The sequence below is a fragment of the Streptomyces sp. genome (assembly GCF_035645055.1).
Taxonomy (GTDB): domain Bacteria; phylum Actinomycetota; class Actinomycetes; order Streptomycetales; family Streptomycetaceae; genus Streptomyces.
In genome coordinates, this window is the sequence record NZ_DASQNH010000049.1 from 55346 (window position 1) to 76720 (window position 21375).

At 72.4% G+C, this 21375-nt stretch carries 13 protein-coding genes; 6 read left to right on the forward strand and 7 right to left on the reverse strand.

Annotated elements, in window-relative coordinates:
- Positions 1-14 precede the first annotated feature (14 nt).
- The 6 genes from VE614_RS16210 to VE614_RS16235 form a co-directional block, all read right to left on the reverse strand.
- Complete coding sequence (locus VE614_RS16210) at positions 15-1457, reverse strand: hypothetical protein (RefSeq protein ID WP_324937050.1); 1443 nt, start codon at positions 1455-1457, stop codon at positions 15-17.
- 1 nt (position 1458) lies between these two features.
- The gene (locus VE614_RS16215; RefSeq protein ID WP_324937052.1) at positions 1459-2316 is read right to left on the reverse strand and encodes an SAM-dependent methyltransferase; all 858 of its coding nucleotides are present in this window, start codon (positions 2314-2316) and stop codon (positions 1459-1461) included.
- Positions 2313-4013, reverse strand: coding sequence for a GH3 auxin-responsive promoter family protein (locus VE614_RS16220; RefSeq protein WP_324937054.1), 1701 nt, complete (start codon positions 4011-4013; stop codon positions 2313-2315). The genes VE614_RS16215 and VE614_RS16220 overlap by 4 nt, the downstream gene beginning before the upstream one ends.
- Positions 4000-4689, reverse strand: a complete 690-nt coding sequence (locus tag VE614_RS16225; protein ID WP_324937056.1) for a hypothetical protein — start codon at positions 4687-4689, stop codon at positions 4000-4002. Before VE614_RS16225 ends, VE614_RS16220 begins: the two co-directional genes overlap by 14 nt.
- Positions 4690-4936: 247 nt before the next feature.
- The gene (locus VE614_RS16230; RefSeq protein WP_324937058.1) at positions 4937-5872 is read right to left on the reverse strand and encodes an alpha/beta hydrolase; all 936 of its coding nucleotides are present in this window, start codon (positions 5870-5872) and stop codon (positions 4937-4939) included.
- An 88-nt stretch (positions 5873-5960) separates the two neighbouring features.
- On the reverse strand, positions 5961-6932 hold the full coding sequence (locus tag VE614_RS16235; RefSeq protein WP_324937060.1) for a ketoacyl-ACP synthase III family protein: 972 nt from the start codon (positions 6930-6932) through the stop codon (positions 5961-5963).
- 1676 nt (positions 6933-8608) lie between these two features.
- On the opposite strand from VE614_RS16235, the gene VE614_RS16240 reads away from it, so the two are divergent.
- Together VE614_RS16240 and VE614_RS16245 are read left to right on the forward strand one after the other, a co-directional pair.
- Positions 8609-13177 (forward strand): non-ribosomal peptide synthetase, encoded by a 4569-nt coding sequence (locus VE614_RS16240; RefSeq protein WP_324937062.1) that lies wholly within the window; start codon positions 8609-8611, stop codon positions 13175-13177.
- A 161-nt stretch (positions 13178-13338) separates the two neighbouring features.
- Entirely contained in the window at positions 13339-14937 is a 1599-nt protein-coding gene (locus VE614_RS16245; RefSeq protein WP_414719579.1) for a (2,3-dihydroxybenzoyl)adenylate synthase, read from the forward strand.
- A 54-nt stretch (positions 14938-14991) separates the two neighbouring features.
- On the opposite strand, the gene VE614_RS16250 is transcribed toward VE614_RS16245, so the two are convergent.
- Positions 14992-15729: a TetR/AcrR family transcriptional regulator gene (locus tag VE614_RS16250; protein WP_324937066.1), complete on the reverse strand. Its 738-nt coding sequence runs from the start codon at positions 15727-15729 to the stop codon at positions 14992-14994.
- A gap of 1291 nt (positions 15730-17020) precedes the next feature.
- On the opposite strand from VE614_RS16250, the gene VE614_RS16255 reads away from it, so the two are divergent.
- The 4 genes from VE614_RS16255 (at position 17021) to VE614_RS16270 (ending at position 21319) form a co-directional block, all read left to right on the forward strand.
- Positions 17021-18991: an AfsR/SARP family transcriptional regulator gene (locus VE614_RS16255; RefSeq protein WP_324937069.1), complete on the forward strand. Its 1971-nt coding sequence runs from the start codon at positions 17021-17023 to the stop codon at positions 18989-18991.
- Between the two features lie 68 nt (positions 18992-19059).
- On the forward strand, positions 19060-19692 hold the full coding sequence (locus tag VE614_RS16260) for a LysR substrate-binding domain-containing protein (protein ID WP_324937070.1): 633 nt from the start codon (positions 19060-19062) through the stop codon (positions 19690-19692).
- Positions 19689-20462 (forward strand): alpha/beta hydrolase, encoded by a 774-nt coding sequence (locus tag VE614_RS16265; protein ID WP_324937072.1) that lies wholly within the window; start codon positions 19689-19691, stop codon positions 20460-20462. Before VE614_RS16260 ends, VE614_RS16265 begins: the two co-directional genes overlap by 4 nt.
- Positions 20456-21319 (forward strand): class I SAM-dependent methyltransferase, encoded by an 864-nt coding sequence (locus VE614_RS16270; protein ID WP_324937074.1) that lies wholly within the window; start codon positions 20456-20458, stop codon positions 21317-21319. The genes VE614_RS16265 and VE614_RS16270 overlap by 7 nt, the downstream gene beginning before the upstream one ends.
- Positions 21320-21375: the final 56 nt, after the last annotated feature.

Below are 21375 nucleotides of genomic sequence, written 5' to 3' on the forward strand. Positions count from 1 at the left end.
GAGAGCCGGCACCGCTACGCTCCTTCCGCCTTCGAGATGACGCGGACGAACTCGTCCCGGCTGGGCGCCTGCGGCAGCAGCGCCGGGTCGATCGGGGGCGCCTGGTCCACCCGGGCCAGGAACTTCTCGTCGCCGAACGCCTCGGCGGGGGTGGTCAGGCCCATGATCACGCGGATCAGCGAGCGCCAGACCAGCCCGTCGGTCAGCGCCGCGTCCCGTACCCGCTCGGCCCTCGTCCGCTCCGCGGGCCGGTCCGGCCGGGACCTCGGGGGCCGGCCGTCACCGACCGCCGTGTTCCACCGGTCGGTGCGCTCCTGGTCCTCCTGGGCGGAGAACTCGTACCAGGGCGTGAACAACCGCTCGGCCAGCCGGGCCGCGGCCCCGCTCAGGTCCTGGTCCACCCGGGCGTCGGCGAGGAGGTCGGCGAGCCGGAAGGCCTGATCCAGAGCCAGCGACATCCCGCGCCCGTACAGCGGATTGGTGACACAGGCCGCGTCGCCGACCGCGAACAGGCCGGCCACCGCCCGCTGCCGGGTCGTGACCGTGCCGCGCAGCACGTTCGGCGGGCAGGCGATCACGTTGACCGGGGTGAGGGGCTCGCTGACACCCGGCTCGAGCCAGGCGCCGATGCCGGGTGTCGCGCGGGCCGCGGCGGTGAACCCGCCCGGCGTGCGCAGGCCGTCCGTCGCCCGGTCGCCGGGGGGCACCATGACCGCGACGGCGAAGGTCCGGCTGTCCGCTGGATGCAGTGCCGCCGCGTAGTGGTCGAAGATCCCTCCGACGGCGTTGCCGCGGTTGAGCGGTCCGGGCCGGCCGGAGCCGAGCAGCCGGTACTGGCGGCTGTACCCGGTGATGGCGCTCGGCTGGACCAGATCCTCCGCGACCGGCACCCCGGCCGCGGTCAGCCAGCCGCGCGACTCGGTGCGCCGGCCGGTGGCGTCGATCACGACCGCGGCCGGGATCACGTCACCGTTGTCGGTGCGCACCCCGCGCACCCGCTCGGACGCCGGGTCGAGGACCAGCCCGCGGACCAGCGTTCCGTGGTCGATGCGGACCTGCGGCAGGTCTCGCACGGCCCGGTACAGGAGCAGCTCGAGGACGGTGCGCCGGCAGGCCAGGTCCACCAGATCCTCGTCACCGACCTCCCGGGCCCGGTCCTCGACCGGCGAAGGCAGGGCCTCGACGAGGTCCAGCAGTTCCGCTCCGGCCTCCAGCGCCGCGGACAGCAGCCGCGGGGCCCGGTGGCGCAGCACCCGCACACCGACCGACGTCAGGGTGTGGGAGTGGACCGCCTGGGGGACCGTCGGCCGATGCCACCCGGGCACGGCCCGCCCCACCGGGCCCTCGGGCGGCGGGCCGGAGCGCTCCAGCACCCTGACCCGGTACCCGGAGCCGTGCAGTGCGAGGGCGGTGGCGAGGCCGGCGAAGCTTCCGCCGACGACCAGGGCGTCCGCCATCTCAGTCCCTTGTCCCGTGGACGAAGAACACCCGGCGCACCCCGGTCACGGACCGGTCCGGCACCGGGTCGGGCCACCTGCCGTAGTCGGCTTCCGGGTCGCCTGGCTGGGCGGCCTCCACGGTGAAGCCGTGCGCGGCGAACAGCTCTTCCGGCTCGTCGGTGCCGAACAGCCACGGGCAGCCCCAGCCGGCGAACACGTCCAGCAGGCCGCGCATGTCGGGCAGGGTCAGCGCGGCCGCGTTGACGATGTCCGCGGCGATCCTGCTGCCGGGGCTCATGATCTTCCCCACCCGTTCGATGACGCGGTGCGCGTCCTCGTCGGGGATGTAGTACAGCAGCCCCTCCAGCAGCCAGGTGGACGGGCGGCCGGGGTCGTAGCCGGCCGCGATCAGCTCGGCCTCCCAGTCCGGGGAGGTCAGGTCGACGGCGACCGAGTGGTGGTCGACCCGCGGCGGTATCCCGCGCAGCCGCTGTTCCTTGTAGGCCAGCACCGCGGGCCGGTCCACCTCGAAGTAGCGGATGCCGGAGGGCCAGTCCAGCCGGTAGGCGCGCGAGTCCATCCCGGCCGGCGCCAGGACGATCTGATCCGTCCGCGGATCCCGCGCCGCCCGCTGGAGGAACTCGTCGAAGAACCGGGTGCGGATGGCGTTGTAGTCGGGGGTGCTCGGCAGGGTGCGCGGGGCGTCCTTGGGGAACGTGGCCTCGCGGATCTCGGCGAGCAGCTCCGGGCCCGCGTCACCGGCCAGCCGGGCCGCGTAGGGGTCGTTGTAGAGCCGGTCGTCGCGGCTGCTCTCCGCCGCGCGCAGCGCCGCCGTGAGCAGCGCGGTCCGTTCGACGGCGTCCAGTGCCTCGGTCATGCTTGTCCTTCCCGGCCGACCCGCGCGGTGCCGGTCAGTCGTTCCCATGAAGCGAAATCCTGTCTGAACAGACGGTCCTTGACCTGAGTCGGCCGGATGCCGGAGGCGACCCTGGACTGCCAGTCACGCAGGAAGGCGTCGCCGTCGACGCGCCGCACGGCCACGGGGCCCAGCCGTCCGCTCGAACGTGCCGTCGCATAGGCCGGAGCCTCGCGCCCGATGCTGTCGTCCAGCAGGGCGGCGAACCGGTCGGTCTCCCGCACGCTCCACTCGCCGGGCGCCGCGACGGCGAACTCGTAGTGAGGGGCGGCGCCGTCGGTCCGGTGCACCCGGCAGGCGGCGTTCGTGACATCGAGTCCCGTGCCCCGGGCGGTCGCGGCGAGCGCGCGGATGACCTGCGCGTCGCGCAACCGCTCACCGACGGCGTCCGAACGGGTGCTGCGCCCCGCGTACTCCACCCTCGGCACTCCGCCGACCCGGTCGATGACGCGTACCACGTCGCCCACCGCGTAGCGGTACAGCCCTCCGATGTGGCTGAAGACCACGTGGTAGTCGCGGCCCGTCTCCAGTTCGTCGAAGGTCAGGGTCGGCGCGTCGGGCCGCAGGTCCGACTCGGCGTCCAGGAACTCGTAGACGGAGGCGGTGACCACCAGGGATCCGGCGGACCCATGCCGGTCGAACGGCACACCCACCGGCCCCTCCGAGGCGGCCACGGGCGCGGGCAGGGCGGCCACGCCGGTACCGAACTCCTCGCGCAGCCGTTGCATGTAGAGCGAGGCCATGCCCGTCGTCCAGCAGAACAGCGCCCGCATACGGGGCCAGACATGGGCCGGTCGCACCGTGCCGAAGTGATCGGCCAGCCGCTCCAGCGTGGCGGCCCGCTCCGGGTCGGGGCTGCGGTACGGCACCCCGCCGAGCGTGCCGTCCCGGATCTCCTTCACCAGCCGGGGCCACCACAGGTTCAACTGGTGCGGCACGGCGGCCACCATGGCCGGGTTGATGCCGATGACGCAGCGCACATCGCTCTCCACCGCGAGGCGCAGCCGCAGATACGTCTTCTCCAGGTGGTCGTTCTCCTCGACGGGCACCGCGAGTTCGGCCCACGGCGCGGACGTGCCGGGCTCGGCGGAGAGCGGCTCGCCGAACCGCGAGCCGAAGTCGACCTGGCTGGCGCCGACATGGGGTCGGCCCGAGGCGGTGGTCGGCGGGGCGGGCCGCGGGTCGTGCTTGAGGTTCAGCACCGCGTCCGGCCGCTCCAGCACGTCGGGGAAGTGCTCGATCAGCGGTGCCCAGGCCGCGTAGTAGAACGGGAAGAAGGTCCGGCGCATGAAGCTCCTGGTGACCGGAATCTTCTTGTGGTCACCGGTGGTGCCGCTGCTGGTGAAGTACACCACCGGGTCGTCCGCGGACAGCACGTTGGACTCGCCCGCCGCCATCCGGTCGATCCACGGTGCCAGCGCCGCGTAGTCGTTGATCGGTACGGCCTTGCGGAAGTCGTCGAGCGAACGGATCGCGGTGAAGGAGTGGGCGCGGCCGTACTCGGTGCCGGCGTTGTGTTCCAGCAGTTCGGTGAGGACGCGCTGCTGGTGGCCCCGGGCGTCGGCGAGCGCGGACCGAAGGTTCTCCCGTTCACCGAAGACCCTGTCCCGGTACCGCCGCGCGCGGTCGGGGTCCGACCGGAGGTCAGCAGAAGTCATGGGTCATCACCTCTCGTATCTTCTGTGCGGTCAGCGAGGCGTGGTCCTGTTCCTCGATGACGGTGACCGGAAGGTCCCGGATCTCTTCCCACATGACCTTGCTCAGATCGGACTGGTACTTCTCGAACGACGCGCGCTCGGGCCGGTCGCCGTAGTACTCCAGGGGATTGACCTCGGCTCCCTGCCGGCTGCGTCGCCACGCGGTCGCCGCCGACACCTCCAGGAAGATCACCCGATGCGGCCGGGGGAAGCTGCGCCACCAGTCGAACATCGGGTGGTCGTCGACTCCCGACAGCCGGCACTTGGCGAGGAGCTTGTAGTAGTACGAGTCCACCAGGACCGGTGCCCGCGGGCTGCGCTCGATGCTGTCGCGCAGGTGGAGCGCCGCGGTCTGCAGCAGGGTGACCATGAAGTCCGGGGAGTAGTCACGGTGCAGGGCCGGCATGACGTCGCCGACCAGGCTGCGGCGCAATCGGCCGATCAGGGAGTGGCCGGGCTCCAGGAACGCGTCGTCGAGCGACACGATCGGCCAGGCGGACGCGCCGTCGGCCAGCTCCGCCAGCGCGGACGACTTGCCCGCGTAGTCGGGGCCGAGCAGCACGACGAACGGGGGCGTGGCCTGCGGCCCGCCGGAGGCCGTGCGAGGGGATGTGGGGGTGGTCGCGGCTCGGCTCATCGGCGGCACCCGGGCCGGGCCGGAGGCGCTGGGACAGGTCCGGACCGCGGTCGGCCGCGGCGTGTGCCTGACGGCGCGGAGAGCGGCCGCGGTGCCGCTGACGGTTCACCCGGCTTCTGCCGGTACTCGGTCCGAATCGTCTGACCTCCTGCGTTCCGGGAACGTGGGGTGTTCCTCGATGACACCGGCCGGCTCGTCCGGTGCCGCGGACCCGGGTGGGTCGCCGGGACCTCGCCCGATGCGCGGTTCAGTTCGCGACCGGCACCGGGGCCAGGGTCCGTTCCACCGCGCTGAGCAACTCGGACATCGCCGCCGAGGCTGCCGGAACGACGTCGGCCATCAGGAGATAGCCGTGCACCAGGCCCGGCGCCGGCACGTGTTCCACCGCGACGCCGGCGGCTTCCAGCCGGGCCGCCAGTTCGACGCCCTCGTCGTGCAGCCCGTCGTACTCGGCGGTGCCGATCACCGTCGACGGCAGCCCGCGAAGGTCGGCGTGGAGCAGATCGACGGCCGGGTCCGCGCGGTGTTCCGGATTCGGCACGTACTGCTCGTAGTACCACCGCAGATCGTCGGCGTCCGACAGATGACCCGTCCCGTACGCGCGCATCGACTCCGACTTCATCTCGGGATCGGCCGGTGGATACGCCATCATCACGGCGGCGAACGCCAGGTCACCGTGGTCGCGCTGGTGCATGGCGACCCCGAGGGCCAGGGATCCTCCCGCGCTGTCTCCGCCGATCACGTGGTCGCGGCCGGGAAACACGCCGGCCGCCCACTCGGCCGCGGCGGTCGCGTCCCGCAGCGGGCCGGGGTACGGGTGTTCCGGCGCGCGACGGTAGTCGACGGAGACGACGACCGCTCCGAGGCGGGCGGCGATGCGACGGCACACCGAGTCGTGGGTGTCCACGTCGCCGGTCACCCAGCCTCCGCCGTGCAGATACGTCACCAGACGGCCGCGGTCGGTCAGCGGCCGGTATGTACGGACGCGGAAGCTGCCGTCCCGGCTGTCGATCAGCCGATCCGTCACCGCGGCCACCGGTTCGGGCGCGGCACCACCTCGCGAGCGGGCCGCGCTCTCGGCGTAACGACGGCGCAGCTGGGCCGCGGTGAGGGTGCGTGCCGGCGCCGGTGGGTCGGCGGCCTGCCACTGGATCAGGGCACGGATGAAACGGTCTAGGGGCACAGGAGACTCCTCGGGCACACGGACGTCCGGCGGCCGGCCGTACGGCCTCGGCCGCACGACCGGCCGCCGGAACCGCTGGTGGGTGGCCTCAGTCCGTGACGTCGGCGGGGAGGGGGACGTCCGTGGTGGCCTCGGGCCAGTCCGGCACCGTCTCGATCTCCACCACCGCGGCGGTCAGCGAGTATCCGCCTCCGGCACCGACCAGGAGCACCTGGTCGCCGGGCTGGACCTCCTTCTTCTCCACCAGGCGGGCCACCTCGGCGGTCAGATCGCCCGCGCCCAGGTGACCGGTGTAGCGGCCCCAGTCCCACAGCGTCCGGTCGGCCGAGATGCCCAGCGGCTTGAAGAACTGGATCTCCATCAGTCCGCGCCCCATGTTGGGCAGCAGGATCTTGGCGAAGTCGTCCAGCTCGCGGCCGGTCTTGTCGAGGACCGAACGGACGACGCTCATCAGCGCGTCCTCGGCACGCTTCAGCACCGACTCCCGTCCGACCTGCGCCAGATAGGACTTCTTGGACTCACGCAGGTTCTCGTCGTCGACCAGCCCGTACGCGTGGGTGAACGGCTCGGTGCCCCGGTGCAGCTGCTCCATGGTGGCGTCGGTGAGCGACGCGATGGCGTGGATGCGGGCGAAGCCACCGGCCGTGGAGAGCACCATGGCGGTGGAGCCGTCACCGAAGACGATGCCGTACGAACCCCGCCACCGGTCGAAGCCGGGAGGGCAGAACCGGTCGGAGGTGGTGACCAGGGCACTCGTCCCGCGACCCGCTTCCAGCTGGGCCATGGCGAGGTCGATCGCCGCCATACCGCCGTTCGACATGCCCTCCACGTTCACCGCGAAGGCGCCGGTGATGCCCAGCTCTCGCTGGATGTAGGGCGCCGACGTCCAGTGGTGGTCGCGGCCCTGGTGATAGATCGACGCGTGCACGACCAGGTCGATCCGGTCCCCGACCACGTGCGCGGCACGTTCGAGAGCCGTGCGTCCGGCCAGCACTCCCATGTCCGGTACGGATATGTCGTCCGGGGCGACCGGCAGGCAGGGGATCTGATCGGTATTCATGTCGTCGGCGCTGTACCTGCCGGCGGCCACAGCTTCCTTCGCCGATTCTCCGGGCGGAATCCAGGCCGCAGCCGACGTAATGTAAACAGGCGTATTCATTCTCTGAGGTCCTCCGAGGTCGATGCCCGTCGAGAATCGAGTTATCGAACAGGGGAAATGCCGGCCCGCTCCGGCTGCTGCGGCCTGACGCCGGGGCCGCCTGACCCGCGGCTCTCCCAGCGCGGACGCGCTCGGTGACGCGGCGTTGACCTGAGACGTCCGCCGACGGGCGCAGCATCCATCGGTTTACGCGACTGTCTCGCCCGACGAGTTCGCCGCCTTCCGTGGGCCTTTCATTGGAATGTAACCCACGCTACCGGCGCCCACCCGGTCAATCGCATATGCATTTCTCATGACTTGCGGTTAATACTGCACACGGGAAGGGTTTCCGCGTGCATGACAGGCCGGCGTTCGGGGGCCGGCTTCCGTGGCCCCCGCCGCCCGTCGGGCGGCGCCGTACGGTTGCCGCGGACCTGTCAGGCGCCGCGCGCGTCACGGCCGGGGGATGTGTGCCCGGTCCGCTCGGTCGTGCCGCCCGTGCCGGGGTGGACGAGGTGAGGGCCGCCTTGCCGGAGGGCCGGGTCCCGTGCCCTTTTCGGACACCTTCGCCGGCTCGGTCTCGATCCGTTCCCGAACTGGCCCGCATCGGCCTGACCTGCGCTACAGTAATATTCGCACGCGTTTCGAAATTAGGGGAGGGTAAGCGATGTACGCGATCTCCGGCTGACGTCCGGCTCCGGTGGCCCCGGCCGCCGAGCCCGCGGCCGTCGCGGCCCGGGGAAGCCCCTGACGTGGCGTCAGGGGCGAGGGACCTCGCGGGGAGTGGGGAAGGGCGCGGACCGAGCCGGCGCGCCATGCGGCCGCACGGGACCAGACAGGGTTCCGCGCACGCGGTGAACGCACGGATGCGGCAATGACAGGCGAGCGGGCCGTCAGGCTGCCCCGCCCGGCCCGGCGCCGGAACGCACGGACGCGCTGTCGTGAGTGCGGTTGCCGTCCGACGCGGACGAGTCCATGAACCGTCCACGGCGACGGCAGGACGGGCCCCACAACCGGCCGTGACACGCGCCGGCGGGCGGCGGTCCCGGCCGCGCGGGTGACCGGGGCCGCGGCGCGCCGACCGCCACGTGCCGCCCGGCCGACGGGACTCGCTGCCGCACCGGGACGCGCATCTCCAGAGCGTGAAGTAGAGCGTCCTACGGGTGGGATGGGTACCTTTGCGTCGAGAACCGGCACGGAGAACAGGCGGATCGGGCGGCGCGACGCCGCCGACGGCCGGGTGCCCGCACTTACGCCGCCCCCCGTCCGGGGCCGCTGAGGCGGCCCGTCCCGGCCCCCGGCCCGTGAGGATCGCCACCCGTGACAACGGGGTGAGACGACACCACCGGCTCTTCCCGCTCCGCCCCGCGAAACCCCGCGGGGCGGCCATCGGGAACCGGGCGAAGCCGGGTGGGCACATCGGCCGATTCCCGGAAGAACACCGCGACTCCAGGAACACCATCGCGACTCCCGAAGAACATCGCGACTTCAGGAAGAACACCACGAGTTCCGGAAGAACATCGCGAGGGCGGCGACCTACCGGAAGGATTCGAGTCGACCCCGCTCCCTAGACCACCTCTCGACGAACTGAGGAATGGATGTCACAGAAGCGCACGTTGAGACGCTCGTCCGGGGCGGCGGACGCCCAGGAGCTGGCGGGCAGTCCGGAGGCACTCAGAAGGCAGCTCTCCGCACTCCTCGGCATGGAACTCGGGGCCGAGCACGAGAACACCGACCTGTTCGAACTGGGTCTGCAGTCCCTGCAGTTGATGCAGTTCGTCAACCGTCTCAACCGCGCGGGTCTGCGGGTCGACTTCCCACAGCTGGCCCAGGACGCCCGCCTGGCGCGCTGGTACGAGATTCTCACCGGCACGCGTCACCTGCCCCCGGGCGGAGCATCCGCCGCGCCGCCCGCCGACGCCTCTCGCCTCGACGGCCGGCAGCCGTTCGCCCTGACCCCCGTCCAGCAGGCCTACTGGATCGGCCGGGCGGACGGCGGACCGCTGGGCGGCAACGGCTGCCACGCCTACATGGAGTTCGACGCCCCGTACGTCGACGCCGCCCGGCTGGAGACCGCCGTACGCGCCCTGATGCGCCGTCACCCGATGCTGCGCGCCTGCTTCAGCGACGACGCCACCCAGCGCGTACTCGACACCTCGCCGTGGCCCGGGCTCACCGTCCATCACCACGAGGACCCGGCCGATGCCGCACGGGCTCTGCGCGATCTGCGTGACACCCTCTCTCACCGACGCCTGGACGTGGCCCGGGGAGAGGTCATGGACGTCCAGCTGAGCCACCTCCCCGGCGGCGGGCACCGCATCCATCTGGACATCGACCTGCTCGTCGCCGACGTCCACAGCTTCCGGGTGATCCTGGCGGACCTGGCCGCGTTGTACGAGAACCCGCGGGCGCTGGGTGAGTTGGCCTACAGCTTCCCCCAGTACGCGGCGGAGCGCGCGGAGGCCGGCCGCGGCCCCGACACCGAACGCGCCAAGGAGTACTGGACCAGGCGGCTGCCGGCACTGCCGGGCGGCCCAGGGCTGCCGTTGCAGGTCGTGCCCGAAGACGTCGCCGTCGCCCGCTTCGTGCGGCGCACCCGCGAACTCTCCCCGCGGCAGTGGGCTCTTCTGCGGCGCCGGATCTCCGAGCACGGCCTCACCCCGTCCGTGGTGATCGCCACCGCCTTCGCCGAGGTCCTGGCCCGCTGGAGCGGCGAACAGCACTTCCTGCTCAACGTCCCCCTGTTCGACCGCGACCACGAGGCACATCCCGACATCGAGGCCGTCGTCGCCGACTTCACCAGCCTGATCCTGCTCGAAGTGGATCTGACCCGGGGGGCCGGCTTCGCCGAACGGGCCAGGGCCGTCCAGCAGCGCCTGCACGAGGACGTCGGCCACGCCGCGTACTCCGGTGTCGACGTGCTGCGCGACTTCATCAGGGCCGACGCCGAGGCGCCACGTGCCGCCCCGGTGGTGTTCTCCTGCAACGTGGACGCGCCGCTGGTCCCCGACTCCTTCGCCGCCCTCTTCGGCGACCTGACCTGGATGGTGTCCCAGACGTCGCAGGTCTGGCTGGACTGCCAGGTCTACCGCACGCGGGACGACGGCCTGCTCCTCGCCTGGGACGCGGTGGACGAGCTGTTCCCGCCGGGGATGCTCGACACGATGCTCAGCGCCCTCGCCCAGCTGCTGGAGGAGCTGACGGCGTCGGACTGGAGCAGCACACCGGACCTCCCGCTCCCCGCTGCCCAGCGCCGCCGCCGGGACGAGGTGAACTCCGTGTTCCGGGAGCACAGCGGACGGTTGCTGCACGAGGCGTTCTTCGCCCGCGCCCGGGAGCGGCCGGGCGCGCCGGCTCTGCTGTGGGACACCGGCGGGGACCGGCCACCCGGCAGCGCCGCCGACGGTGTGCTCACCTACGGAGAACTCGCCGAGCGCGCGCTGCGGATCGCCGCCGGCCTCACCCGGCGCGGTGTCGGCCGTGGCACCCCGGTCGTCGTGACCGCGCCCAAGGGGCCCGACCAGACGGCCGCGGTGCTCGGCGTGCTGGCCGCGGGAGGCACCTACGTACCCATCGGCGTCGACCAGCCCGCCGAACGGCGCGAGCGGATCCTCGCCCTGAGCGGAGCCCGGCTCGTCCTCGACTGCAGCCAGAGCCCGCTGGCCGACCGGCCCGGCATCGAAGTCCTCCTGCTGGAGCACGCGTTGCGCGTGGCCCCGCTCGCCGCGCCGGTGCCCGCCGACCCCGAGGACACCGCCTACGTCATCTTCACGTCGGGGTCCACCGGGAACCCCAACGGCGTGGAGATCAGCCACCGGGCCGCGGTCAACACCATCGAGGACGTCAACGAGCGCTTCGCCATCACCGCCGACGACCGGGTCCTCGCCGTGTCCGCACTGGACTTCGATCTCTCGGTGTGGGACATCTTCGGCCTCCTGGCCGCGGGCGGCGCGCTGGTCCTGGTGGCCGAGCCGGACCGCCGTGACGCTCTTCGGTGGCTGGAGCTGTGCCGCCGGTTCGGGGTGACCGTGTGGAACTCCGTGCCCGCGCTGATGGACATGCTCCTGACCGCCACGGACCACGACCCGCTGCCCGAGTCCCTGCGCCTGGCCCTCCTGTCGGGCGACTGGATCGGCCTCGACCTGCCGGGCGCACTGCACGACGCGTCCGACGGGCGGTGCGTGCTGGTGGGCCTCGGCGGCGCCACCGAGGCCGCGATCTGGTCGAGCCACCACGAGGTCGGCGCCGTACCGGCCCACTGGCGCTCCATCCCGTACGGCACTCCGCTCGGCAACCAGTCCTTCCGGGTGGTCGACGCGCGGGGCCGGGACTGCCCCGACTGGGTGCCCGGCGAGCTGTGGATCGGCGGTGACGGCCTCGCGAGGGGCTACCGCGGCGATCCGGAACTGACCGCCCAGCGCTTCGTGACCGACCGGGGCGCACGCTGGTACCGCACGGGCGACGTGGGCCGCTACTGGCCCGACGGGACCCTGGAGTTCCTGGGCCGGGTCGACCATCAGGTGAAGATCAACGGTTTCCGCGTCGAACTGGGCGAGATCGAGACCGCGCTGCAGGGGCATCCCTGCGTGGCCCACGCGGTGACCGTGGCGGTCGGTGAGCGACGCAAGGAACTGGTGACGGCCGTCGTCGAACGACGGGCGCCGGCCCCGGTCCGTGACCGTGCCACCTCCCTGAAGCCCCCGCGCCCGCCACACGGCGCGGTGGACCGTGAGCACGCCCTGACGGAGACGCTGCTGGCCGCCGTGCTCGACGTGCTCTGCGTCCCCGCGGCCGACGGCGTCCTGTGGCCGCCGCCGATCCCCGAGGAGCGCAAGGCGCTGCTCGGCGGATGGATCGAGTACCTGGTGGAGCGCGCGGTCCTCGCGGGTTCCTCGCGCGCCCTGGTGCCCGGCCCGCGCTGGGACCAGGTGCGTGACCCGCAGTGGCAGGCCCGGCTGCGCGAACAGGCGGCCGGCACCCACCTGGAGGGCATCGCGGACGCCTGGGCGCGGACCGTTCCGCTGCTCACCGCCGTGGTCAAGGGCGAGGCCCGCGCAGAGGCGCTGTTCGAGGATCCGACGCTTTCGACGGAGGGACTGGGCGATCTGCTGCCCGGGGTCCACGCCTGCCTGGCCCAGGTCTCGCGGGAGCTGGCGAAGCTCGCCTCCGGCGGGCCGGGGCCGCTCGCCGTCGCCGAGTGGGGTGCCATGGGCGGCCGCAACGCGGTCCGGCTCCTCGAAACGCTCGACCCGAGCAGCGTGACGTACACGCTCCTCGCGCCCTCCGCCCCCGAACTGGCCGCGGCCGAAGCCCGGCTGAGCAACTCGGCGCACCCGGTGCGGATGGCCCTGCGCGACGCCTCGGCCATCTCCGAGGAGTATCTGCACCGCTTCGACGCGGTGGTGGTCAACGACGCGCTCAGCAGGATGCCGGACCCGGACACCGCCGTCGCCGCCATGGCCTTGCTCGGCACCGCGGGCGGACGCCTGTGGCTGCTGGCCCGGACCGAGCCGTCACCGCTCGCGCTGCCCGGTACGGCGCGGGCGCACGGGGCGCGTCCCTACCACGCCGAGCAGTGGCTGCGGGCACTGTCCCGCGAGGGATTCGCCGACGCGCAGGTGATCGCCACGGAGTCCGACCAGGTGGTGCTGATCACCGCCGGCTACCCGGAGAAGGTACCGGGTCTCGACCCCGCCGCGCTGCGCACCTGGCTGGCGGAGCACCTCCCCGCGCACATGATCCCCGGCATGCTCGTGGCCCTGCCCGCCCTGCCGCTCAGCGCGAACGGCAAGATCGATCACCGCCGTGTGAAGGAGATCCTGTCCCGCTGCGCCGTCCGGCCCCCACAGCGCAACGAACCGCCTCGGGGCGAGGTCGAGGAGGCGCTGGCCGACCTGTGGGCCGCCGTCCTCGGCCGCCCGGTCATGGCACGCGAGGCCAACTTCTTCCTCCTGGGCGGCGACAGCATGGTGGCGACCCGCCTGGTGACCGGCATCCGTCGCCGGCTGGGGGTCGACCTGCCCATGCGGGAGGTGCTCAGGGCGCCGACCGTCGCCGGCATGGGCGCCCTCGTCACCGAGCTGCGTGAGCAGGCGGGCCTTGCCCCGGGGCCGTCCCGCGACGGCCATGCCGAAGGGCCGGACGCCTACGACGAAGGAGAACTGTGAACACCGGGCCCGCCCGGGGCGTCGCGGGCGCCGTGGAAGGCGCGGCTCCGGACCCGGCCGGGAGGGACCGCCACGGTGAGGCGGCGGCCGGCGCGCTCGTCACCCGCGCGCCCGCGACGCCCCTCGGCTCTCCGGACAGCCGACAGGACGGGAAGCAGTCCATGCGGGAGGACTGGGTGCCGTGGCCCGCTTCGTTCGCCGCCGCGTACCGGTCCCAGGGGTACTGGAACGATGACCTGCTGGGGCGCTGGCCCGTGTCCGTGCCCGGCCTCGACGGGCGTACCGCCGTGGCCACCTCCACCCGGCAGCTGACCTACGGGCAGCTGGACCGGGCGGCCGACCGGCTCGCCGCCGGACTGAGGGACCGAGGCCTGACCTCCGGTGACCGCGTCGTGGTCCACCTGCCCAACGACATCGAGATGGTGGTGCTGTGCGTCGCCCTCTTCCGCCTGGGGGTCCTTCCGGTCTTCGCGCTGCCGGCGCACCGTACGTCGGAGATCACCCATCTGGTGGACACGGCGGACGCGGTGGCGTACTTCTGCGCGGACCGGGTCCTCGACTGCGACTACCGGACCATCGCCAAGGAGGTCCAGGACCGCACGGACTGCCTGCGGGAGGTCTTCGTCACCGGGGAGGCCGGTCCCTTCACCGCTCTGGGCGAGGTCGACGCGGACCCGGTGGCGCTGCCCGCCCCCGAGCCCGGGGACGTGGCGCTGTTCCTGCTCTCGGGAGGAACGTCGGGACCGCCCAAGCTCATCCCGCGCACTCACGCCGACTACACCTACCAACTGCGGGCCTCCGCGCGGCTGTGCGGATTCGGACCCGACACCCGCTACCTGTGCGCCCTGCCGCTCGGGCACAACTTCGCCCTGGCCTGCCCGGGTGTGCTGGGCACGCTGCAGGCCGGCGGCACCGCGGTGCTGGCTCCGGCCCCCACACCCGAGGTGTGCTTTCCGCTCGTCGAGAGCGCGGGCGTGACGTCCACCTCACTGGTTCCGCCACTCGTCCCGCTCTGGCTGGACGCCGCCGAGTGGACCGAACACCACCTGGACTCCCTCGAACTCCTCCAGGTCGGCGGTGCCCGGCTCGACCCGGCCACCGCGCGCCGGGTGCCCGAGGGGCTGGGCTGCACCGTGCAGCAGGTGTACGGGATGGCGGAGGGCCTGCTGAACTACACGCGCCTGGACGACCCCGAGGACGTCGTCTTCCACACCCAGGGCCGCCCGCTGTCCCCGGCGGACGAGATCCGGGTGGTCCGCGAGGACGGCCGGGAGGCGGCTGCGGGCGAGGAGGGCGAGCTGCTCACCCGTGGCCCGTACACGCTGCGCGGCTACTTCCGGGCCGAGGAACGCAACCGGGTCCGGTTCACCGAGGACGGCTACTACCGGACCGGTGATGTGGTGAAGCGGACGGCCGGCGGCAACTTCGAGGTGGTGGGCCGGGCCAACGACGTGATCAACCGGGGCGGCGAGAAGGTGCCCGCGCAGGAGGTCGAGGAGCACCTGCTGGCCGACCCGCGCATCCGCCACGCCGCGGTCGTCGGTCTGCCGCACCCTCACCTGGGAGAGCAGTCCTGCGCCTGCGTGGTGGCGCGGGACGAGGACGAGCCGCCGACCCTGCGCGAGGTGCGGGCAGCTCTGCGGGAGCGCGGCATCGCCGCCTACAAACTGCCGGACCGGCTCGTCGTGCTGCCCGCTCTGCCGATGACCGGCGTCGGGAAGATCGACAAGAAGGTGCTCAGGGCCCGGCTGACGGGCTGAGGCCGCCGGAGGGCTCTCCCGCCGTCTCGTGCGGGCCGGCGGCCCCCCGGTACGTCAGCCGTCCACCGCACGCGCCCGGCCCGGCGGCGGCGTCGGGTCGGCGGCGGCCGGTTCCGGGCGCCGGCCGCGCCCCTGGGCCAGCAGCCCCTCGACGATGGCCTCCAGCCCCCGCCGGTGGTTGTCCGCGGCGGCCAATTCACCCCAGCGGCTGCCCAGGTGGGCGAGCCGGGGGAGTTCCTCGGCGTTCAGCGCGGCCATGGTCCGCTCGCGCTGGGGCGTTCCCTTGGTCTCGCTGAGAGCGCGCTCGCGCCTGAAACGCACGGTCAGCTCGCCGATGGTGTAGTACCAGATGACGCGGTAGACGTACACGGCGTCCTCCTGCGTCAGGCCGCAGCGGATCGCCGAGTCGATCAGGCTCTCCACGATCCACAGCGCGGAGACGCTCACGAAGCTGTCGGAGGTGAGCACTTCGACGATCCAGGGACAGTCCGCGAGGATGTCGTGGAGCAACTGCGCGCTGGCGAGGAGACGCTCACGTGGCTCTTCGGGCAGGTCGGGCCGCGGGAAGCTCTCGGCGTGCGCGTCGAGCAGCAGCATCAGCAGCTCGCCCTTGTCCCTCACATGGTGATAGAGGGCCATCGGCGTGCTGGACATCTCCTTGGCGAGGCGGCGCATGGAGAGGTTCTGGGGCCCCTCGTCACGGAGGATCTGCTGCGCGGCGTCGCGGATCGTCTCCCGGGACAGGCGGTGTGCCCGGCCGGACGTGCTTGGTCGTTGATTCCGGGACTGCATGGATCCAGCTTTCTCTGTTCTCGGCCAGCCGAGGACTCCGTGGCAGGACCGTAGTCTCGCAGAGGCCGGTTGAGCGTTCCCGGGTCGCGCCGCGGCCGGCCGAACAACGCGCCGGGCCTTCGGCGGGCCCGCGCAGCCGGGCGACGTACCGGGACAGAGATGCCGTCAGCCCCCGCTCCCGCCCTCGGACCGCTCGTGGGGCGTGTGCGCTGAGTGGGACGGGGTGACAATGAGCCATGCCGCCGCTAGCCTGACCTTACGCGTACACCTTACGGGTATAGACGGCGGGGGAAACGTGCTCGGTCAATCTCTGGACTGGTGGATAGCTCAGGTGCCGCGACGCGCTCACGCCGACGCGCGGCACCCGGTGTTCGTGGTGGTGCCCGATAGGCCGTCGGCCGCCGCTGGAGCCGTGAAACATTCAATCAGCTGAGCCGGTGAAGCCCTCTGGGTAATCCGGCCGCGGGTCGGAAATCGAGTGTCGCTGCCTCACTCGCGCCGTCCTGCGTCGCCGGGGTGTGTGCATTCCCCGGCGCACCCTCTTCCCGCTCCCGCCATTCGCGCCGCTGCCTGGTGTCCTGACGTGAGGGTGCGTCTTCCCGAACGGCCGCGCGGAACGGTGCGGCAGCTCGTTCGTGATATATCTCCTTACTGCTGAATGGGCCCCCACGGGCTGCCCGGGAGCATCCTCGGCGCGCTTGCCTCTACTCGGAGGAGAGATGTGGAAATCCGTTACCGCTCGGTCCCCGGCGGGAGCGCGAAACGATCCACTTGATATCGCAACCGGACTCATTACCTCCGATATTTGTACCACACAGGTGACGCATGAGGAGCCCGCCGGCCGACCCATATCCAGAGGAATAGCGGATGAAGTTCCTCTCGCATCCCGGCATATTCGGACGTACCGGGAGTCGCGGCGCGGTGAAGGGCCGCGACACCGCGGTCCGCTGACCGGAATTCAGCGAATCCGGGCCGCTCCGCCGATCGCGGACCGGAAGACGAACGGCCGGTTCTCCGTCGAACTCGCCCATGCCGTCGCGGGGCCGGCAGTGGACGACGATCGGGATCTGCGCCGTCCGGTCGTCCCGGAGCCGGGGCGGTGCCGCGCCGAGGGAACTGGAGGGAACCCGCGAGAAGTCGATGTCCGTCACCCAGCCGCTGGTGGCGCCCGCCGACCGGGCTGCCGAACCGGTCGGCCACAGGGGCGCGGCGGCGGACCACGCTCGCTCGCCACGCTGGTGCGGGGAGCAGGTACAGATCGGACGAACACCACTTCAGGAGGCGAATGTTCATGGCCACCACGGGAGCTCCCCTCTGTATACAGCTCTTGGGGCCGGTGCGTGCCTGGCGGAACGGTGTGGAGGTGGCGCTGGGCCCGCCCAAGCAGCGGGCCGTGCTGGGCGTGCTCGCCAGCCGTGCCAACGATGTCGTGGGCGTCGACGCCATCGTGGACGCCCTGTGGGGGAGTGACATACCGCAGACAGCCGCCAACGGTGTGCACACCTACGTGGGCGGACTGCGCAGGGCACTGGAACCCGGGCGCCGCAGGGGCACCGCAGGCGCGGTGCTCACCTCCGAATCCGGAGGCTACTGCCTGCGGCTGGACCCCATGGACGTGGACGCCACACTCTTCGCCCGCCGCCACGGCGACGCGCGCAGGTTACGGGGGGAGGGCAGAGCCGACGAGGCACTGCGGCTGTACGAGCAGGCCCTGTCCCTCTGGCACGGCGAGGCGTACTCCGGCGTTCCCGGGCCCTTCGCCGCGATGGAACGTACCCGGCTGCGGGACCTGAGGCTGACGGCGGTGGAGGAGTGGGCCGCCGACATGCTGGCCGCCGGCCGGCACGCCGAACTGGTCACCGACCTGACGGGCGCGGTGTCCGAGGAGCCGCTGCGGGAGAAACTGCGCTGGCTGCTGATCCTGGCCCTGTACCGCTGCGGACGGCAGGCCCACGCCCTGCGGATCTACGAGGAGACCCGGCAGCTGCTGATCAGCGAGCTGGGCATAGAGCCCGGTGCCGATCTGCGCAGTCTCCATCAGCAGATCCTGTCCGGGCATCCGGGGCTGCGCTCGCCCGGCGCGGACCCCATGCCCGCGCTGCTCGGTGGCCGTCAGGCCGCGTTCGGCGGCGCTCCCAAGCCTCAGCAACTCCCGCCGCTGGCACGCGGTTTCGTGGGCCGGACCAAGGAACTCGCGCGGCTGGAGGAGGTGCTGAGCGACACCGGTGCGCGGCCCGGCCCGACGACCCCGGTGGCGGTGGTCGACGGTCCGGCCGGGGTCGGCAAGTCGGCGTTCGTGCTGGAGCTGGCCCACCGGCTCACCGACCGTTTCCCCGACGGCCAGTTGTACGTGGACCTGCGCGGCACCGGTCTCCAGGGGCGGCCCCTGACCGCCGCGGACGCTCTGGAGCAGTTGCTGGGCAGCCTGGGCGTCGAGGACGCGCGGATGCCTTCGGGGCTGGCCGCCCGTGCCACCCTCTACCGGAGCCTGCTGCACGGCCAGCGGATGCTGGTGGTGCTCGACGAGGCGCACAGCGCCGATCAGCTGCGGCCGCTCATCCCCCCGGGCTCCTCCTGCGTGCTGGCCACCAGCCGGCAGCGCTTCGGCGGGCTCGCGGCGCGCGACGGTGCGCACCTGGTCACCATCGGGCCGCTGGCCGACGAGGAGTCGGCGCAGCTCCTCGCCATGCTCAGCGGGGGACGGCTCGAAGGGCAGGACCTGGCCACCGCGCGCCTGGTGGCGCTGTGCGGGGGGCTGCCGCTGGCGCTGCGCATCGTCGCCGACGGGCTGGCCGCCAACCCGGACGTGCCGCTGGCCACGCTGGTCGAGCAGTACGCGGCCGAGCAGGGCCGGCTGGACCGGCTCACGGTGAAGGACGACGCGGTGGCCAGCATGCGCAGTGTCTTCGAGGCCTCCTACCAGGCGCTCCCCGCGGACGCGGCGCGCATGTTCCGCTATCTGGGCCTGCACACCGGCCCCTTCACGGTCCGGATCGCCGCGACACTCGCGCAGACCGACTGGGACACCACCCGCAGGCTGCTGTCGCTCCTGGTCGCCAACCACCTGCTGGAGGAGGAGCCGGGCCACCAGTACCGCTTCCACAGCCTCATCGGCATCTACGCCGCCGAGTGCGCGAAGCGGGAGCCGCTGGCCCGTCGCCAGGAGGCGCTCGGCCGGCTCCGGCTGGGATCGGTCGATCCGCAGGCACGGTCATCGAGGGGAGACCCAGGCTGGCGGGACGCCTGTGCCCTGGCGCTGTGAGCACGCGGGCACCACAACGACTGTGAGGGGGACGACCATCTTCAGCGTCATACCAGGGGGGATCTCCGATGCCTGAGCCGACTGTCACCACCGCGCCCATCCGCCTCGGCGTGCACGGTTCACCCCAGCTGGCGACCGGCATCGTGCGGGCGGCCGGTCACGACGAGAGAACCGTGCGGCTCGTGCCGTACGACGTCGCGGACCCGTTCCACGCACTGCGGGCCGGGGAGACGGACGTCATGATCGTCAAGTATGGTCTGCGCGAACCCGACCTGGCGGTCGGCGGACCGGTGGGGCATGACCCCCGCGCCGTGCTCGTGGGCGCTCATCATCCGCTGGCCGAGCGGCGGGAGGTCTCCCTGGAGGAACTCGCCGCCTACGACGCGTTCCACTGCCCGGGCTCGTTCCCCGAGTACGTGTGGGACAAGGTCGTACCCCGCCGGACCCCGTCCGGGCGCCCCATCCGCCGCACTCACCACATGGGCTCGGTGGAGCAGCTGATGGCCCTGCTGGCCGGGACCGACGCGATCCACATCTCGTTCCGGTCCCTGGAGCACATCGCCCCACCCGCCGTCAGAGTGATCCCCGTCCGCGATCTGCCGCCCGCCCCGGTGGCCCTGGCGTGGCTGCGCGACCCCGCACCTTCCCCGGAGCTGGCCGCGTTCATCACCGCCGCCGAGGCAGGAAGCGCGACGCGATGAGCGCACCCGCAAGTCCGCCCGTGGTCCTGCTCCACGCCCTCTCCCTGGACGGCACCATGTGGGACGCGCAGCGGACGGTCCTGGAGGCCGCTGGGCACTCCGTACTGACGCCCCACCAGCGCGGGTTCGGCGGAGTCCCACTGGGTCACGACGCCCCGTCGCTGGACCTCGTGGCCGATGATCTGGCCCGTACCCTCGACGCGCAGGGCATGGACCGAGTCGTCCTGGTCGGCGCGTCCATGGGCGGGTACACCGCCATGGCATTCCTGCGCCGCCACCCCGGGCGGACCCTGGCCTTGGGACTGGTCTCCGCGCGAGCGACGGCCGACACCGATGCCGAGCGCGATGGCCGTGAACGGTTCGCCGCCGCCATGGCCGACCGGGTGCGGGCGCCCGCTCTGATAAGGTCCACCGCTCCCCGGCTGGTCGGCGCCACCACCCGGGCCGGGCGTCCCGATGTCCTCCGGAAGGTGGCCGCCCTGGCCGGTTCCGCCCCCACGGCGTCGTTGGCCTGGGCCCAGCGAGCCATCGCGGTACGGCACGACTCCGTGGACGTCCTGCGATCGGCGAACCTCCCGGCCGTGGTGATCACGGGCGGGGAGGACGAGCTGACGTCGGGCGACGACGCCCGCACGGTCGCGGACGCGCTGCCGCAGGGAAGGCTGGTGACCGTCCCCCGCGCCGGCCACCTGCCCTCGCTGGAGCGGCCGAAGGCGTTTCAGGCAGCACTGGACGATCTGCTCACCAGGACGAGAGAAATGACATGCTGACCAGCGACCACGGTGCCTGGGGATTCACCAGCTCCACCGGCCTCGGTTTCACGCACCACACCATCGTCGACGCGCATTTCCACGCCTGCGCCGACACCTACGGCCATCTGCTGGGCCAGGCGGGCATCCAGCCGGGGTGGCGGGTCCTGGACGCGGGCTGCGGCAGCGGCGACTTCCTGCCATGGCTCGCCGCGCTCGTCGGTCCGCAGGGGCAGGTGGACGCGCTCGACCTGGCAGAGGAGAACGCCGCACTGGCCCGGCGGCGCACCGACGCGCTGGACCTCGCCTGCGGTATCGACGTCCGGCAGGGATCGGTGCTGGCGCTGCCCTACGCGGACGACTCGTTCGACGCCGTGTGGTGCTCGAACACCGTCCAGTACCTCGACGACGGAGAACTGGCCGGGGCCCTGTCGGAGATGTGCCGCGTCGTACGTCCCGGCGGTGTCGTCGCCGTCAAGGAGCTGGACCCGCACCTGATCACGGCACGCCCCGTGGACCCCTTTCTCTTCCATGACTTCTTCCGTGCCGCGGGCGCCACCCCGGGCTACGCGCGCCAGCTGATGCGCTCGCGCGACCTGTACCGCTGGCTCAAGCGCGCCGGCCTCGCCGGCGTACGGCAACAGACCGTCCTCATCGAGCACTTCGCGCCGCTGACCGAGGCGGCCAGGGACTTCTACGGCTCGGCCTGCGCCCAACTGGCCACCCAGGCCAGGGACCTCGGTCTGAGCGATGAATGGGAGCTGTTCCTCGACCCGGAGGCCGGCCGGAACCCGCTGGACCACCCGGACGGCTACATCAGCGAGGGCGGCGTCCTCGCCGTGGGCACGGTCCCGCCCGGGGCCCGGGAGCTTCGCTGACCGGACGCCGGTCCGGCGCGAGCGGTGCGCCGCCCCAGCGGACGCCGCCGTGATGC

Excerpts from the sequence above, each read along its gene's own strand:
- VE614_RS16245 (WP_414719579.1), top strand. The coding sequence starts at position 13,339 with ATGCGGGAGGACTGGGTGCCGTGGCCCGCTTCGTTCGCCGCCGCGTAC.
- VE614_RS16260 (WP_324937070.1), top strand. The coding sequence starts at position 19,060 with ATGCCTGAGCCGACTGTCACCACCGCGCCCATCCGCCTCGGCGTGCAC.
- VE614_RS16250 (WP_324937066.1), bottom strand. The coding sequence starts at position 15,729 with ATGCAGTCCCGGAATCAACGACCAAGCACGTCCGGCCGGGCACACCGC.
- VE614_RS16220 (WP_324937054.1), bottom strand. The coding sequence starts at position 4,013 with ATGACTTCTGCTGACCTCCGGTCGGACCCCGACCGCGCGCGGCGGTAC.
- VE614_RS16225 (WP_324937056.1), bottom strand. The coding sequence starts at position 4,689 with ATGAGCCGAGCCGCGACCACCCCCACATCCCCTCGCACGGCCTCCGGC.
- VE614_RS16235 (WP_324937060.1), bottom strand. The coding sequence starts at position 6,932 with ATGAATACCGATCAGATCCCCTGCCTGCCGGTCGCCCCGGACGACATA.
- VE614_RS16240 (WP_324937062.1), top strand. The coding sequence starts at position 8,609 with ATGTCACAGAAGCGCACGTTGAGACGCTCGTCCGGGGCGGCGGACGCC.
- VE614_RS16255 (WP_324937069.1), top strand. The coding sequence starts at position 17,021 with ATGGCCACCACGGGAGCTCCCCTCTGTATACAGCTCTTGGGGCCGGTG.
- VE614_RS16265 (WP_324937072.1), top strand. The coding sequence starts at position 19,689 with ATGAGCGCACCCGCAAGTCCGCCCGTGGTCCTGCTCCACGCCCTCTCC.
- VE614_RS16215 (WP_324937052.1), bottom strand. The coding sequence starts at position 2,316 with ATGACCGAGGCACTGGACGCCGTCGAACGGACCGCGCTGCTCACGGCG.
- VE614_RS16210 (WP_324937050.1), bottom strand. The coding sequence starts at position 1,457 with ATGGCGGACGCCCTGGTCGTCGGCGGAAGCTTCGCCGGCCTCGCCACC.
- VE614_RS16270 (WP_324937074.1), top strand. The coding sequence starts at position 20,456 with ATGCTGACCAGCGACCACGGTGCCTGGGGATTCACCAGCTCCACCGGC.